This window comes from Nonomuraea sp. KM88, from assembly GCF_052245635.1.
Classification (GTDB): Bacteria; Actinomycetota; Actinomycetes; order Streptosporangiales; family Streptosporangiaceae; genus Nonomuraea.
The window spans coordinates 1-13,889 of record NZ_JBQQCC010000029.1 but is presented as its reverse complement, the minus strand read 5'-3'; the positions used below and the strand labels follow the sequence as shown (position 1 = coordinate 13,889).

The 13,889-nt window shown below is 69.6% G+C and carries 13 protein-coding genes and 1 pseudogene; 13 read left to right on the top strand and 1 reads right to left on the bottom strand.

Annotated elements, in window-relative coordinates; all coding sequences use genetic code 11:
* Positions 1–62 precede the first annotated feature (62 nt).
* The 13 genes from ACTWPV_RS45935 to ACTWPV_RS45875 all read left to right on the top strand — a co-directional run bounded on the left by ACTWPV_RS45935 (position 63) and on the right by ACTWPV_RS45875 (position 13,525).
* Complete coding sequence (locus ACTWPV_RS45935) at positions 63–1,409, top strand: helix-turn-helix domain-containing protein (RefSeq protein ID WP_443156710.1); 1,347 nt, start codon at positions 63–65, stop codon at positions 1,407–1,409.
* Complete coding sequence (locus ACTWPV_RS45930; protein WP_347649659.1) at positions 1,406–2,398, top strand: threonine ammonia-lyase; 993 nt, start codon at positions 1,406–1,408, stop codon at positions 2,396–2,398. Before ACTWPV_RS45935 ends, ACTWPV_RS45930 begins: the two co-directional genes overlap by 4 nt.
* Before the next feature lie 96 nt (positions 2,399–2,494).
* The gene (locus tag ACTWPV_RS45925; protein ID WP_443156654.1) at positions 2,495–2,647 is read left to right on the top strand and encodes a hypothetical protein; all 153 of its coding nucleotides are present in this window, start codon (positions 2,495–2,497) and stop codon (positions 2,645–2,647) included.
* A 100-nt stretch (positions 2,648–2,747) separates the two neighbouring features.
* Positions 2,748–4,064 carry a coproporphyrinogen-III oxidase family protein gene (locus ACTWPV_RS45920; protein WP_443156653.1) on the top strand — a complete coding sequence of 439 codons (1,317 nt, stop codon included), beginning with the start codon at positions 2,748–2,750 and terminating at the stop codon, positions 4,062–4,064.
* Positions 4,057–4,857 carry a class I SAM-dependent methyltransferase gene (locus ACTWPV_RS45915; RefSeq protein WP_443156652.1) on the top strand — a complete coding sequence of 267 codons (801 nt, stop codon included), beginning with the start codon at positions 4,057–4,059 and terminating at the stop codon, positions 4,855–4,857. Before ACTWPV_RS45920 ends, ACTWPV_RS45915 begins: the two co-directional genes overlap by 8 nt.
* Position 4,858: 1 nt before the next feature.
* Positions 4,859–6,208 carry a radical SAM protein gene (locus ACTWPV_RS45910; protein WP_443156651.1) on the top strand — a complete coding sequence of 450 codons (1,350 nt, stop codon included), beginning with the start codon at positions 4,859–4,861 and terminating at the stop codon, positions 6,206–6,208.
* The gene (locus ACTWPV_RS45905; protein ID WP_347649654.1) at positions 6,205–7,722 is read left to right on the top strand and encodes an amino acid--tRNA ligase-related protein; all 1,518 of its coding nucleotides are present in this window, start codon (positions 6,205–6,207) and stop codon (positions 7,720–7,722) included. The genes ACTWPV_RS45910 and ACTWPV_RS45905 overlap by 4 nt, the downstream gene beginning before the upstream one ends.
* Positions 7,719–9,176 (top strand): DUF885 family protein, encoded by a 1,458-nt coding sequence (locus tag ACTWPV_RS45900; RefSeq protein WP_347649653.1) that lies wholly within the window; start codon positions 7,719–7,721, stop codon positions 9,174–9,176. Before ACTWPV_RS45905 ends, ACTWPV_RS45900 begins: the two co-directional genes overlap by 4 nt.
* On the top strand, positions 9,166–10,383 hold the full coding sequence (locus tag ACTWPV_RS45895; RefSeq protein ID WP_347649652.1) for an MFS transporter: 1,218 nt from the start codon (positions 9,166–9,168) through the stop codon (positions 10,381–10,383). Before ACTWPV_RS45900 ends, ACTWPV_RS45895 begins: the two co-directional genes overlap by 11 nt.
* Positions 10,380–11,429, top strand: coding sequence for a hypothetical protein (locus tag ACTWPV_RS45890; protein ID WP_443156650.1), 1,050 nt, complete (start codon positions 10,380–10,382; stop codon positions 11,427–11,429). The genes ACTWPV_RS45895 and ACTWPV_RS45890 overlap by 4 nt, the downstream gene beginning before the upstream one ends.
* Positions 11,426–12,442, top strand: a complete 1,017-nt coding sequence (locus ACTWPV_RS45885; RefSeq protein ID WP_443156649.1) for a hypothetical protein — start codon at positions 11,426–11,428, stop codon at positions 12,440–12,442. Before ACTWPV_RS45890 ends, ACTWPV_RS45885 begins: the two co-directional genes overlap by 4 nt.
* A gap of 1 nt (position 12,443) precedes the next feature.
* On the top strand, positions 12,444–13,388 hold the full coding sequence (locus ACTWPV_RS45880) for a hypothetical protein (RefSeq protein ID WP_443156648.1): 945 nt from the start codon (positions 12,444–12,446) through the stop codon (positions 13,386–13,388).
* Positions 13,388–13,525, top strand: a complete 138-nt coding sequence (locus ACTWPV_RS45875) for a hypothetical protein (RefSeq protein WP_443156647.1) — start codon at positions 13,388–13,390, stop codon at positions 13,523–13,525. Before ACTWPV_RS45880 ends, ACTWPV_RS45875 begins: the two co-directional genes overlap by 1 nt.
* On the opposite strand, the pseudogene ACTWPV_RS45870 reads toward ACTWPV_RS45875, so the two are convergent.
* Positions 13,522–13,761: pseudogene (locus tag ACTWPV_RS45870) on the bottom strand (IS256 family transposase); the annotation flags it as partial. The gene ACTWPV_RS45875 and the pseudogene ACTWPV_RS45870 sit on opposite strands and share 4 nt — an antisense overlap.
* Positions 13,762–13,889: the final 128 nt, after the last annotated feature.

The window sequence follows — 13,889 nt, the reverse complement described above, 5'->3', positions numbered from 1 at the left end:
TGGCCGCTTCATGCCATAGGCAGCATTTGACCACTTACGCGGGCGAACGCGAGCGTCCAACGATGGAGGCCGCCGGCAACACCGCTGATGTTTGCCACGGGAGGGATTCCGTGCCTTCTTCTGCACCATTCGACAACATGTTCGCCGAGCCTGTGGTGAGGCCTCTGGGGCTCGGCGACCTCTTGAGAGAGCACAGGGAGCAACGTGGACTGAGCCAGCAGCACCTGGCGGATCTGTCCACCGTGAGCGTTCGCACCGTTCGCAATATCGAATCCGGGTGCATCAGAAAGCCGCGGCGGCAGACCCTCGACCTGCTCGCCGGCACGCTCAAGCTGGACAGGATCTCGTGCGCCCTGCTGAACGATGCCGCCGCACGAGCCGAGCCCGCCGACGGCGGCCTTGATCCCCGCCCGCCGCACCCTTTCAGTTCGTTCGTCGGCCGCCTCGGTGACCGGGACGCCCTCAGCCGTACGCTGACCGCCGGAGACAGCCGGCTCGCGGTGATCAGCGGCCTCGGCGGCGTGGGGAAGAGCCGGCTGGCCATGGAGGTGGCGCTGCGCCTGCGTGAACAGAACGGCTGGCCCGTCCTCTGGGTCCCTTTGGGGGAGGGTACGGACGGCGGGCTGCCCCAGGCACCCGCCGTGGTCGTCGCCCTGGACGCGATCCGCGGTGATGCCGGATCGAGCGCCAGGCTGGCCCGGTTGATCGGCGGCAACGACGCGTTGATCGTTCTGGACGGGCTGCCCGGCGGCTCCTCCGTCGAGGGCTTCGCCTTCGCCCTCCTCCGCGCCTGTCCGCGGCTGCGGGTGCTGGCGACCACGGCCGCTCCGTGGCGCGCCAGGGGAGCGCTGTCGCTCCGGCTGGCGCCGCTCCCCGTTCCGCCGAGGAGGAACGCTCCCGCCCAGCTTGCGGAGACGGACTCCGTCCGGCTGTTCTTCGATCGCATGCACCAGGGGCGGACCGGTTCGGGCCTTCCCGATGCCGACCCGGCGACCGTTGCCGAGGTGTGCCGGAACCTGGACGGCATCCCGCTCGCCCTGGAGATCGCGGCCGCCCGCAGCGCGGAGCTCAGCGTGGAGGTGCTGCTCCACGACCTGATCACGGCCGCGGATGGTACGCCGGACCGGGCGTTGCCCGGCGAGTTCGGTCCCGTCTGGGAGGCGGTCGCGAACAGCTGCGACGTCCTGACGGGCCACCAGCGCGAGCACGCGCGCCGGCTGGCGCGAAGCACTGAGCGGTGGTCCATCGAGGACGTCGCGGCCGAGCTGGAGCTCTCCGTCTCCGCGGCCATCGCCCTGGTCGACGCGATGGCCGCGGCCGGACTCGTACGCGTGGAGAACCGAGGTACGTCACCGGAGATCGTCCTGCTGAACCTGGTGCGTCGCGTCCTGCTGGCCTCCATACCGTGACCGGAGATGGCGAGAGCCTCATGGAACCGCCCCTGGCCGCCGCCGGCGCCGTGGTCCTCGACGATGTCATCGAGGCGGCTGAACGGCTGGAGCCGCACCTTCCCCGTACCCCGTTGCGCCGGCTGGGGACGGCCGGGAACTGGCCGGTCTGGCTCAAGACGGAACACGGGCAGCCCACGGGCTCCTTCAAGATCCGCGGAGCCCTCTTCGCGATGTTGAAGCTCCACGACGCGAGGGCGCTGCCAGGTGCGGTCGCGACGTCGTCGGGCAATCACGGACGTGCGGTCGCCCATTCCGCCGCGCTCCTGAAGGTCGCGGCGACCGTCGTGGTCCCGCACAGCGCGCCGCAGGTGAAGGTCGACGCGCTCAGATCGCTCGGTGCCGACGTCGTCGTCACCGATCCCGACTCCCTGGACGCCGTCGCGGCGGACATCCGCGATCGACGCGGTCTCGCGCTGATCGGCTGCGACCTGCCCGAGGTCATCGCCGGGCAGGGCACCGTGGGCCTGGAACTGGCGGCGCAGTGCCGGGAACTGGGCACGGTCTACCTGCCCACGGGCACGGGAAGCCTGCTGGCGGGCACGGCGGTCGCCCTCAAAGGGCTGGGGACGACCAGGGTCATCGGGGTCGAGCCGGAACTGGCGGCGGACGCCTGCGAGAGTTTCCGGCGGGGGGAGCTGACCGCCTGGCCTGTCGCCGACACCTACAGAACCGTCGCGGACGGGTTGCGGGTGCCCAGCCTGGGCCACCACGCGTGGCCATTGGTGCGCAGGCTCGCCGATGCCATGGAGACCGTCTCGGAGACGGAGATCGCCCGGGCGGCGCGCCTGCTCGCCGAGTCCGAGGGCATCGTCGCGGAGCCCAGCGGGGCCGTCGCCTGCGCGGCGATGCTCCGGGGGCGTAGCAGGGACCGCGGACCGGTCGCGGCCGTGATGTCGGGCGGCAACGTCAGCCCCGCCTGGCATCGGTCCCTGCTGGATCCGCGATAGTGCCGGAAATGCCGCATCTTGCCGAAGTAATTGCCGGTTGCCAGCTGCAGTGAATCCTATGCTCGAAACAGCAGGAAAAACAGAGGAGGTGTCAAAATGCTGAAGTCAAAGGTTATCGAGATGTCCGCCCCCGAGGGCAACCCGTGTTCCCGGTCCGGGCACATCATCACTTCCGACTTCGCCGATTTCGGAGATTTCGAGCAGGAGCTGATCAGCGCCATCGCTGACGGCCGGCAGGAAAACGACTAGTCGCATAGTCGTCGATGCAGCAAGGGGCGGCGCTCCCCGGCCCAACAGATCGGTGGGCGCCGCCTGACCCGCGTGTGACGATTCTCGAGGATCTGCGCCCATGACCGACGACCTGAGCACGAGCAGGGGAGCGAGTAAGACTTCCCTGCCCTTTCCTGTCAGATTCCAGCCGAAAATGCCGAGCACTGAACAGCAGGTCGACCAGGTGCGCAAGATTCGCCTCGGATCCGACCCGCTGGCACTGTACGTCCATGTGCCGTTCTGTGTAACGCGATGCTATTTCTGCGATTTTGTGACCGTCGTCGGGAAGAGCGTGACTCCCGAACTGATCGACCGGTACGCCGGAGCGCTGAACACGGAGCTGGATTTCTACGCCGAGGACAGCGCCTTCCGCGACGCCTCGTTCGAGACCGCCCAACTCGGCGGCGGGACACCCACCATGTTGAGCCCCCGCCAGCTGGACGACCTGCTGGCTCGGATGCGGCACTACCTCAGGGGCAGCCCGGATGCGGAAATACTGGTCGAGGGATTCCCCACGTCCGTGACCCCGGACAAGCTGGAGGTCCTCAGGACCGCCGGCAACATCAAGTTCAACATGGGCGTGCAGACCTTCGACGACGAGGTGCTGGAGGCCGTCGGACGCCGGCACGAGCGTGACGACGCGATGCGCGCCATCACCCAGTCGAAACAGGCCGGCCTGCCCTCCGTCGGCATCGACCTGATCTACGGCCTGCCCGGTGGCGGAACCGAGGTGATCGCGGCCGACGTACGGACGGCCCTCGACTTCGAGGTCGACCACATCGCGCTGTACCCGTTGTGGGTCTATCCGCAGACGCGCCTCAACTCGCTCATCGCGACCGGCAGGCGGTCCAGCACGGAGTTCATGGAGCGGCAGGAGCAACTCCTGGTCGCGGACTCGATGTTGCGGGCCGCCGGATACGAGAGATACACGAGCTTCCACTACAGCCGCGGCCCCGAGCACCACCACCAGTACGGGTTGTGGCAAATGAGGGGACAGGACTGGCTGGGCGTGGGGCAGGCGGCCGCCAGCCAGCTGAACGACGTGGTCTACGAGAACGATCGCAACATCAACAGTTATGTGGCACTGGCCGGCACCCGCGCCGAGACCGCCGTGACGGCCGATCACCTGGACCATCGGGCGCGGATGGTCCGGCACCTCTCCTACGGCATTCGCGAACGGCGGTATTCACTCCACGCGTTCGAGGCCCGGTTCGGCGCATCGCCGCACGACGTCTTCGGACCCGAGATCGAGTGGATGGCCGCCGAGGAACTGGTCGAGGCGACTCCCGATCATCTGGAGCTCACCTTGCAGGGAGTTCTGCGGCTGGGCGACATCGAAGAGGTTCTGGCGCCCGCCGACCCCTTCGTGGCGGAAGCGGGGGCGTGTTGTGGCTGACGACACGGGAAACTGGTATGGGGACGAGCTGGCCGCACTCTACGACCACTCCCCGCTGCTGGCCGACGGGGAGGGCAACCCGGCGATCGACCACCTGCGTTCGCTCGCGGCCAAGTACGGCGGCCCGGTGCTCCAGATCGGGGTGGCGACCGGCCGGTTCGCCCTCCCGCTCGCCAGGGACGGTCACGAAGTCGTCGGGATCGACCTCTCGGAGAGCATGCTCGGCGTCGTACGCCGCCGGATGGCGGCAGAGCCCGCCGACGTGCGGCAGCGGCTGTCGTTGCACACGGGCGACATGCGCGACCTCGACCTCGGCCGACGCTTCCCGCTCATCACGATGCCGGGGAACGTCTTCCTCTACAACCTGACGCAGCGCGACCAGCTGGCGACGCTGGCGACCATGCGCCGCCACCTCACCGACGACGGGGTCGTGGTCATCGACATCTTCACGCCGGATCTCCGCCTCCTGGCCGACGGGTCGGCCGCCGCGCAGTCCCACCGATTCCAGACCCACGACGGCGCGGAATACCTGGCGGAGCAGACCGTGCTGGTGGAGCCGCTCAGCCAGCGGGAGAAACTCCGCATGACGCACCGGCGGATAGGGCCCGACGGGGTGCTCGGCCCTGCGCTGTTCACGGAACTGACCATGCGTTACGTGTATCCGGCGGAAATGTTGCTGCTGCTCAAGGCCGCCGGGTTGCGCCTGTGCGAACTGGTGGGCGACTACGCCACCGGACAACGGAAGTCGACGTATGACGGCCCGCAAGTGGTCGTGGCAAGGCGAGGTGAGTGACTTGACCATCTACAAGCAGTCGAAATACGGGCACGTGCTGCCTCAGGAAGCGGGTGTCACGTTCTTCAACAGCCTCACGCTCGAGGTGCTCGAGGGCGATCAGGACGACGCGGACGTGTGGCGCTCGTTCGAGCGGCCGCGCCCGATCGAAGCCGCGTCAGCGGCGACGGAGCAGGTGCTCGTGGACTCTGGCCTGCTGGTTCCCGTGGACCGGGTCGAAGAGCGCCGCCTGCTCGACAAGCTCACCGACATTCGCCTGGCGCAGCGCAAGACCCGCGACGGCAAGTTCAGCTTTCTCCGCATGTCACTGACGGAGCGGTGCAACCTGAAATGTGACTACTGCTTCGTCGAAGAGGTCATCTACAAGGATCTGCCCAAGCAGCCGGCCCCGGCCGAGCGCTTTCTCGAGCATGTCGAATGGCTCATCCAGCAGAACCTCGGCGGGTGGCCGACCGTGCAGTATTTCGGCGGGGAGCCGATGCTGAGGTGGGATCTGATCCAGGACACCACCCGAGCGCTCGAAGAGGCCGTCGCGGCCGGGCGCATCGCGGGATTCACCCACGAGATGACCACGAACGGCACGTTGATGACCGGCGAACGCGCCCGGTGGCTGGCCGAACACGACATCAGCCTCACCATCAGCCTGGACGGCTGGAAGGAGATCAACGACCGCCATCGTGTGTTCCACAACGGCCGCGGCAGCTACGACCTGGTGATCAAGGCGGTGAAGGAGATACGGGCCGCCGGCGGTGAGCCGCGCTTCCTCATCACCTTGTTGCCCGAGACCGTGGAGATCCTGCCGAAGATCGTCCGGTTCGTGGTCGAGGAGCTCGGCGCGCAGAGCGTGGCGGTGAACGCCCCACAGCCGACGGCGGACGGCTGGGAGGTGGACGGACTGTTGCTCTCCCGGTCCGTACAGGAGTCATGGCTGTTCTGCAACAGCCGCGGGGTGGAGTTCCACTCGCTGGGCGCCTTCCTGGTGGAGCTCATCAACAAGCGCATGCCGCAGCCCGACCGCTGTTTCGACGGCAACCCGACGGGCAAGGAAGCGCACTGGGGCGGATACGTCGCAGCGGACGGGTCGCTGTCGTTCTGCATCGTGTGGCACCAGGACGAACGGGTCACCACCCCGAGCGTGCACCAGATCTCGCAGAAGCGCGTGGCCGACTGGCACTACGACGCCACGACCGTGGACGACTGCGACGGCTGCGTCGCCGGCATGGTGTGCGGCGGACCCTGCACGCTCGAGCGCCTCTTCAACGGCGGCGGTCTCAACCCCGACCGCTGCAAGTTCTTCAAGACCATGGTGCCCTTCGTGCTCACCCGGCCTTCGATCGGTACGCGACGATGACCCCCCGGACCATGGCCGCCGAGGCGGCGGCGGTGCCGCCGGGCAGCAGGATCCGCGTGTGCGGCTGGGTGACCGGCCGGACCGCGGACACCGTACAGGTGGCCGACTCGACCGGGTCCATAGCCATCGTGCCGTGCGCCGAGCTCGCCGGCGTCCGGACCGGCGACGCCGTCGAGGTGCGGGCGACCAGGTCGGCCACGGGGTACGTCGGAGCGTCGGCACGTGTCTGGCCCGCGACGGCCGCCCTGCCGGAGGACGTGAGCGGGAGCGATTCCCCCTACTCCTATCTCAGGTTCAGGAGCGGCGAGGCGGTCGACCTGCTCAGAGCCGCCGATCGGGCGGTCACGGCCGCCAGGAGCCATCTGGCGGAGCACTACTTCGTCGAAGCCAACACGCCGCAACTATGGCGGGCCACCAGGGAGTACGGCGAGTCCGAACTGCGGGTGACCGGCCCCGCCGACCCGGAATCGGGCAGCTGGCTGCTGCAGTCGCCCACCGTGCCGGCGATGTTGTGCGCGATCGGCGGCATAGACCGCGCCTTCCAGTTCAGCCGGTGCTTCCGCACGGAACGGAGCGCGTCACCGCTGAAGGCGCACGAGTTCACCCAGCTCAACCTCGCGGTCACGTTCACCTCGGTGGAGGAGCAGTTCCGCCTCCTTGAGGGTCTGTTCGAGAGGGTGAGCAGCGCCCTGGGCCTCCCCTCGTGGAGGAAGGCGCCGTTTCCCGTCATCGACTACGACGCCTGCATGCGCAGGTTCGGCTCGGACACCCCCGACTACCGCTACGCCGCCTTCCCCACGCCCGTGCTGGACGGGGATGCTTTCGGCCGGCCCGGCCAGCGGATTCGGGCGCTCATCGTCCCCGAGTGCGGCGCGGACGTCGCTCGTGCGCTGCGGAGCATGGCCGAACGGCACCTGGGCGCGGAAGCGGTCTTCCAGCACGACTCCGACGGGTCGGGCACGCTCGGCGCCCTGATCCCCGACCTGGTCCCGTCCGGACCGGTGGCTCTGGTGGGGTGCGCGGACGGAGCGCGAGCCGAGGCCTTCGTCCGCATGCTCGCGCAGGCCCTCCACCCGCTCGTCACGAACGAGCAGCCGCCCGCGTTCGGCCCGGTGTGGATCCGGCGCCAGCCGTTCCTGTCCGACGAGAAGCAGGAGGAGCACTCGCACCACAGCAGGTGCCTCTTCGGCCGACGAGTGGGCCCCGAGGGAGAACTCTCCGATTCGTACGACCTGGTCGTCAACGGTGTCGAGGTGCTGAGCGGCAGCCAGAACGAAGTGGATCACGAGCAGGCGCTGAAGAACTTCTCCGACGCGGGGGTGGCGGACCCGGAGGAGACGTACGGGTACTACCTCGATGCCCTACGGTTCGGCGCGCCGCCGCTGCACAACACCTCGATCGGGTGGGAACGGCTCATGGCCCTGCTGCTCGGCGTCCCCATGCGAGACGTGATGATCATGCCGAAGACGGGATCGGGGCAGTGCGCGGTCACCGGGCTGCCGGTCCAGGGATGACCACGACCTGGGCCGGCCTCGTACAGCGGTACTTCACGGTCGCGGTCACGCACCATCCGGGATACGCGCTCGCATGGGACGAGTTCGCCATCGAGCCCACGCCCGTCGCCCCCGCCACGCTGAGCGAGGCGTACCGATCGATCAGCGACCAGGTGGATCAGATGTCCGGCTCGGCGGACGATCACCAGGTGCGCCTCCTGCGCTGGTGCCTGGACGGCCGCCGCTTCGAACTGGACACCGCGCTGAGCTGGCGGCGCGATCCGCAGTTCTGGGTGGATCGCCAGTGTTACGGGGTCCTTGCCCAGATGGCCGCGGGCAACCTCCGCGATCGGCCGCTGCCGCCGTCGTGGGTCCGTGCCTTCCTGGCGAATCTGCCCGGCCTCTTCGGCTCGGCGATGCGGAACCTCGACCGCGAGGAGTGCGGCCAGGCCGACGTCCGGCGCGCCGTACACCATCTGGCCGCCGGCCGTCGCCTGGTGCGGCAGGTGGGCGATGCCGCCGGCGGGGGATGCGCGGACGAGACGGCCCGGGCGGATGCGGCCATCGACGGGTTCTCGGCATGGTTGTCCCGGGCCATCGGGCCAGGCCGTGCAATGCGTCCCATGGGAGCGCAGGTCTGGGAGACGGGCCTGCGGGCTCGTACCGGCATCGCCTGCGGTCCCGACGAACTCGAACATGCCCTGCGGCGCCGGCTCGACCGGTCTAGGCGGGAGATCGCTCTCACACGGGCGCCGGTCTCCGGCTTGGTCCCGGGGTCCGCGGACGAGATCGGCAAGCTGATCGCACGGCTCCCGGACATCTTCGCACCGAGGTTCGGCGGCGGCGAATGCCTCGACACGTTGCGCCTGGACGTGTCCGACGACGCCGTGCCCGGAGTCACCTCGGCGAGCTACCAGAACGCCGGATCACGTGGCGGCGGATCGGCGGTCGTCTTCGTCCGGCCGGCCGTTTACGCGTATCGGGCCGACCTCGAACTGGATCTGGCCCACGAGTGTTTCCCCGGCCATCACTGGCAGCACACCGCGCAGGCCCGTGGTCACCACGATCACCTGCTCTGCCTCCGGCACGGCAACCGGGCGTTCGTCGAGGGATGGGGACGCTGGTGCGAGGAGCTGTACGCCGCTGCCGCCCATGACCCCTCGGTGACCGCCCGGTTCCACGCGAGGATGGCGAAGTACTGCGGCCAGGCGCTCGCCGCCCTGCTCGTCCACGCACGCGACAGGCCGTTCCGAGAAGTGGCGGAGCACCTGACCGCGATGGAGGTGTGCGGCTCGGCCGACGCCCCCTCCCTCGTGCTGAGTGCCTACTTCGATCCCTGGCGGGCAACGGCGCCGATCGTCGGATATCTGGCGCTGCGCAAGGTCGCCGCCGAGCGCGGCGAAGGAGAGATGGAGGCCACGGTGGCCCAGCACGGCGCCGTCGACCTGGTCGGAAGGGGTCTCAGTGAGGAATGACCCGTCGGTGCGCCGGCTGGCCCTGTCATTCGGCCTTTTCAGCGTACTGATCAGCGTCGTGGACAAGCTGTTCGGAACGGGCTACATCCTGCGCATGAACGAGCAGGGGCTCGGGCCGGCGGAAATAGCCTTCGTCCTGACCCTCGGGTCCGTGGTGCTCGCCGTGGTGGACTTCCCGGCCGGCAACCTCGCCGACCAATGGGGCCGCAAGCGCACCGCGGCGGCCGGAGCGGTGCTCGTGGGCAGCGGCCTGCTGATGTACGGCTTCGCCACCGACACGCCCGGCTTCGTCGTGGCCATGGTGGTGTGGGCCGCGGGCATGGCACTGATCACCGGAGCTCCCACCGCCTGGCTCGTCGACCGGCTGGAGAGCGCCGGTGCGGGGGCACGGCGCACGACGGTCCTGTCGCGGGCCGCCACCATTTCCATGATCGCCGGCGCGCTGGCGGCGCTCCTCGTGGGAACTCCGCTGCTCAGCCACGGCGCGCACCTGGTGCTCTTCACCGCCGCCGCGCTGGCGTTCGTCACGGCGGCGGTTTTGCTGGGGGGCACCGACAACCGTGATCCGCAGGGCAGGCTCGTGAACCTCCCCGCCACGGTGTGGACCAACGCCCGGCTGGTCGTCCGCGATCCCACGATGAGGCTCGTCCTGTACAAGAGTGCACTGGTCCATATCGGCTTCACCAGCTTCCTGCTCAGCTACCAGCTGTTCGCCACCCAGGAGCTCGGACTGCCGGAAAGCGGCATCGGCGTGGTGCTGGCCGGTTCGATCGCGGCGATGGCGGTGGGGACCTGGCTCGCCGGGTTGCTCGACCGCCGGTGGGGCCTGGCGGCACTGTCCGCGGCGGGCGTGCTGGCGTGCGTCGCCGGATACCTGATGATGAGTCTCGCCCCCCACTGGCCGCTGTGGGCGGTCGGCCTGGTCTGCTACGAGATCGGGCTGGGACTTGACCTGATGGCCTTCAGCAGCTGGCTGCACGACCTGGTCCCCGCGGAGAAGCGGACGAGCTGGACGTCCGCGAGGTCGAGCATCCAGACCCTGGTCGGCGTCGTCGGCACGCTCGGCGCCGGCGGGCTGATCTCGGTGTTCGGTTTCCGCGAGGTCTGGCTCGCGGCGACGGCCATCACGGCGCTCGCCCTGCTGCCGCTCCTCGCCCTTCGCCGGCGCGTCGCCGTGCCGGCGAAGCTTGAGGAGAGCCTGTCGTGAGAACCAGGAACCGCGCGCTCGTGTCGGCGAGCCTGCGTGCCGGCCGCGACGTCCTCCACGTCGAGACGCGGATCGAGCGCGACCCCGGTGACGTGCTCGTGGTGTCGCTGAGCCCCGGCTGCCAGGTGCTGGAATGCCGCGGAGGGGACGGCTCGCCGATGTCCTGGCGGCACGAGGAGGACCGGCTGACCCTGGCCGGCTCGCACGGCACGAGCAGCGTACGCATCGCCTACACCATCCCCCTCGGCGCACGAGTCGGCCTGGTGCCGGAGCAGCCGTGGCTGGCCCGCCCGGCCGGGCGTGACTTCCACGTCGCCGGGGTCACGACCCGGGTGATCGGCGAGGGCGGACTCATCTCCGGCAGGGATCCGCACCACGGAGCCCCGTTCATTGTGGCCTGGCCACCAGGCGACGAACCCCGCCTCCGTGTCGAGGTGCGGCAGGGAGAGGTCGTCGCGACCGACCGGCGCGCGGGCAGCGAGGTCACGCGTATTCTTCGGACGCTCACCGGCTGGCTGGGGCCGATCGACGACGTCAGTGTCGTCGCCGTGGCGGTGCCCGGCGCGTACGCCTACAGCTACCCGGGCGTCGTCGCCGTCCACCCCGGCCTGCTCGACTTCCCCGCCACGCTGTTCGGCCAGTACCTGCCGCACGAGCTGTCCCATCAATGGTTCGGCAACCGGGTCCGTTTCACCGGCCCGGGGTTCCTCTGGCCGCAGGAGTGCCTGCCGGAGGCGCTGCAGGCGTTGTACGTCAGGGAACGCTGGGGAGGCGCGGCCTACGACGTGATCACGCGGTCCTACCTCAGGCAGCACGATGAACGCCTGCTGCAGCAGCTGTTCAGCGTCGGGCCCGCCGAACGCGCGCGCCTGTCCCTGGACCGCTATCACGACCTGCTCGCGGTCGGCACCAGGCGGTGGTTGTCCGCCTTCCAGGCCGGCTCCCGCGCTCTGCACGACGTCGTTCGTGCCCTCGCCGCCGAGCCGGCCGAGTTCACGGGGGCACAGGTGGCCGCGATGGTCGGGGAGGCGGTGGTGCTGCCGTGAACGCGGGGGCGGCACGTACCCATGCCGGTTGGCTCGTCAGGGACAAGGGTTCGTTCTATCTCGCGACGGCCACCGGCTGGCTGCGCCTGCTCGGAGTCGACTCCGGCCTGCTGCGCGACCTCGGGCTCCGGCCGGAGTCACCCGTTCTGGTCCGGGGCTGTGCGGGCCCGCGGAACACCCTGCGGGTGGCCAGGATCGAAGGGCGCGGCGGGCGCCGGCTCGGCCGCCCGGTGCGTCCCCGCTTCATCGCCGACCCCGTCCCGCATCTCGAGGCGGCCAGCGACCTCAGGATGGCCTGCCACGTCGAGCTCAGAAGGCGGGAGTTCCCCGAGGTCAGTCTGCCCGTCGCGGCGGGCGACGCGGCCGTCGGGGAGGCCGTCGGCGGCGGTCTGGAGCGTTTCTTCGCCTTCCTCCCGCCCTTCCCTGACGGCTCCGCCGGCGACGAGGCCGGAGAGGACGGCGGACGGGAGGAACGGCTCGTGGTGGCGGATGCGACCGCCGAGCAGGACCAGCTGGCCGACCTCGGCGCCGGGCTGATCTGCCGGCTGGCGGAGACGGCGGGTGATGGTGTGCCGGTTGCGGCGTTCGGCCGCTTCACCACGCCGGAACGGTCGCCGGCGTTCTTCGATCCCCCTCCTGCCTGGCCCGCCCGAGCCCATGCCGTGCTGACCGGACGGCTGCACGCCGTAGGGGCACAGCCGGTCGAGATCCCGCTGCGCAGCGGCGGGACCCGGCTGGCGGTGCGCGGCGGTGACCCTGTGGCGGTGGCCAGGCTCATCGACCTCGCAGACAGCACCGCGCTGCGGGAGGACCACGGCCCGGCCCGCCAGTGGTGTCCGACCTGGGTGTCCCCCGGGGACGGCACGAGCCGGGACTGGCTGCATCTCGGCGGATACCGGGTGGCCGAGTGCGACGGGGCCGTCCTCCACGTGTTCTGGGAACGGCTCATCACCGTCCTGTGCGGCCTGCGCAGCCCGGCCGACGCCCGGCTCCTCCCGGCGCGGCAGGGCTGAGATGTCCGTGCTGCCGCCGGAGAGGCAGGCGATCGCCGCGATCGCGGACGCGGTCACGCGACTGGACCGGCGCACGGCGACGGTCCTGCTCGTGCGGCGCGGTGACGATCCGCTCTGGACCGGCCTGCCGGCAGCGCTACGGGAGCTGGGCATGGAGGTCGGCGATGTCCGGCTGCCCGCGCGGGACCGCTGCTGGGCGCCTCCCGCTCCGGACGGTCGCGGACGCCTGATCGCGGGCGGCCGCGCCTACGCCGCTGACGTGCTCATCTATCACGACCCCTTCGGCCCCGGGGGTGCCGGCGCTGACCTCCGAGCCCTCTACCGCCTGCTGGACTGCGGGATCAAAGTGGTCTTCGTCGACTTCCCGCACGGAATGACCTCTGCCGTGGCCGCCGATCCGCTGCGGAACGCCTACCTGAGCGCGCTGTCGGCCGACGTGGAGACCGTGGTCGCGGCCGGCGCGGAGTTGCGTGCCGTACTCCAGGACAGCACACGGCTCAGGGTGCGATCGGGGAACGCGGAGGTTCTGGAGGTCAGCCGGCCGTTCGAGGTGAGGGACGATTTCACCTCCGCGCTCCTCGACGTTCCCGTGCTGCAACTGCCGTACGGAGAGGTGTGGGTCGTGGCTCCGCCGGAGTCGTTCGACGGAGCCGTCGAACTGTCCGTGGGCCGCGGCGGGCACGTACGCGCCCGGGTTCGTCGCGGACGGCTCTCCCCGGAGGAGGGCGCCGGGGCGTTGCCCGCGTTCGACGCTCCGATGGTGGAGCTCGGCATAGGCATCAACAAGGCAGCCCGGTGGCTCCCGCCCGTCACGTTGTTCGAAAAGAGCCATGGGCGGTTGCACGTGGGTTTCGGCGACAGCGGGCTGATCGGCGGCCGCCGCCGCGAACGGCTCCACTTCGACCTGCCGCTCTCCCGTGACTCCTCCCTCGACAAGGAGTGGTGATGCTCACCCATCAGATGTGGATGGTGGCCGACCAGTGCAACCTGACCTGCACCTACTGCTATTTCGAGACAGGGGAGTACAGCTACACGCCCAGCCGGCTGAGCAATCGTCAAGACCTGTGGATCAAGATTTTTTAGGCGGCTCTCGACTGGTCCTCGGTGACGGGTGATTCCTCGGGCCGCTCGACCAGCTTGCCGTTGATGAACGTCGCCCCGGCACGGACCAGGGCGACGAGATGAGGTGCGTTGACCGCGCGCCAGCGCTTTTGCGCCGACTCGATGAGCTTGAAGGCCATCGCCAACCCGGCTGCTCGCGAGCCCGGCCCCTTGGTGACCTTGGTCCGGTGCCGGACGGTGGCGAAGGTCGACTCGATGGTTATCTTGAGCGCTCCTCAATGTGTCTGTCATGTCCAGCATGGTCGAGTGAGAGCCGGTTCCGGGTGTCGTGGATGTGGTTATCTACCGCCGTCCACAACACAGAGGGGCTGGAGGAGCGGTGCTG

Excerpts from the sequence above, each read along its gene's own strand:
- ACTWPV_RS45905 (WP_347649654.1), top strand. The coding sequence starts at position 6,205 with ATGACCCCCCGGACCATGGCCGCCGAGGCGGCGGCGGTGCCGCCGGGC.
- ACTWPV_RS45935 (WP_443156710.1), top strand. The coding sequence starts at position 63 with ATGGAGGCCGCCGGCAACACCGCTGATGTTTGCCACGGGAGGGATTCC.
- ACTWPV_RS45900 (WP_347649653.1), top strand. The coding sequence starts at position 7,719 with ATGACCACGACCTGGGCCGGCCTCGTACAGCGGTACTTCACGGTCGCG.
- ACTWPV_RS45925 (WP_443156654.1), top strand. The coding sequence starts at position 2,495 with ATGCTGAAGTCAAAGGTTATCGAGATGTCCGCCCCCGAGGGCAACCCG.
- ACTWPV_RS45875 (WP_443156647.1), top strand. The coding sequence starts at position 13,388 with ATGCTCACCCATCAGATGTGGATGGTGGCCGACCAGTGCAACCTGACC.
- ACTWPV_RS45880 (WP_443156648.1), top strand. The coding sequence starts at position 12,444 with ATGTCCGTGCTGCCGCCGGAGAGGCAGGCGATCGCCGCGATCGCGGAC.
- ACTWPV_RS45920 (WP_443156653.1), top strand. The coding sequence starts at position 2,748 with ATGACCGACGACCTGAGCACGAGCAGGGGAGCGAGTAAGACTTCCCTG.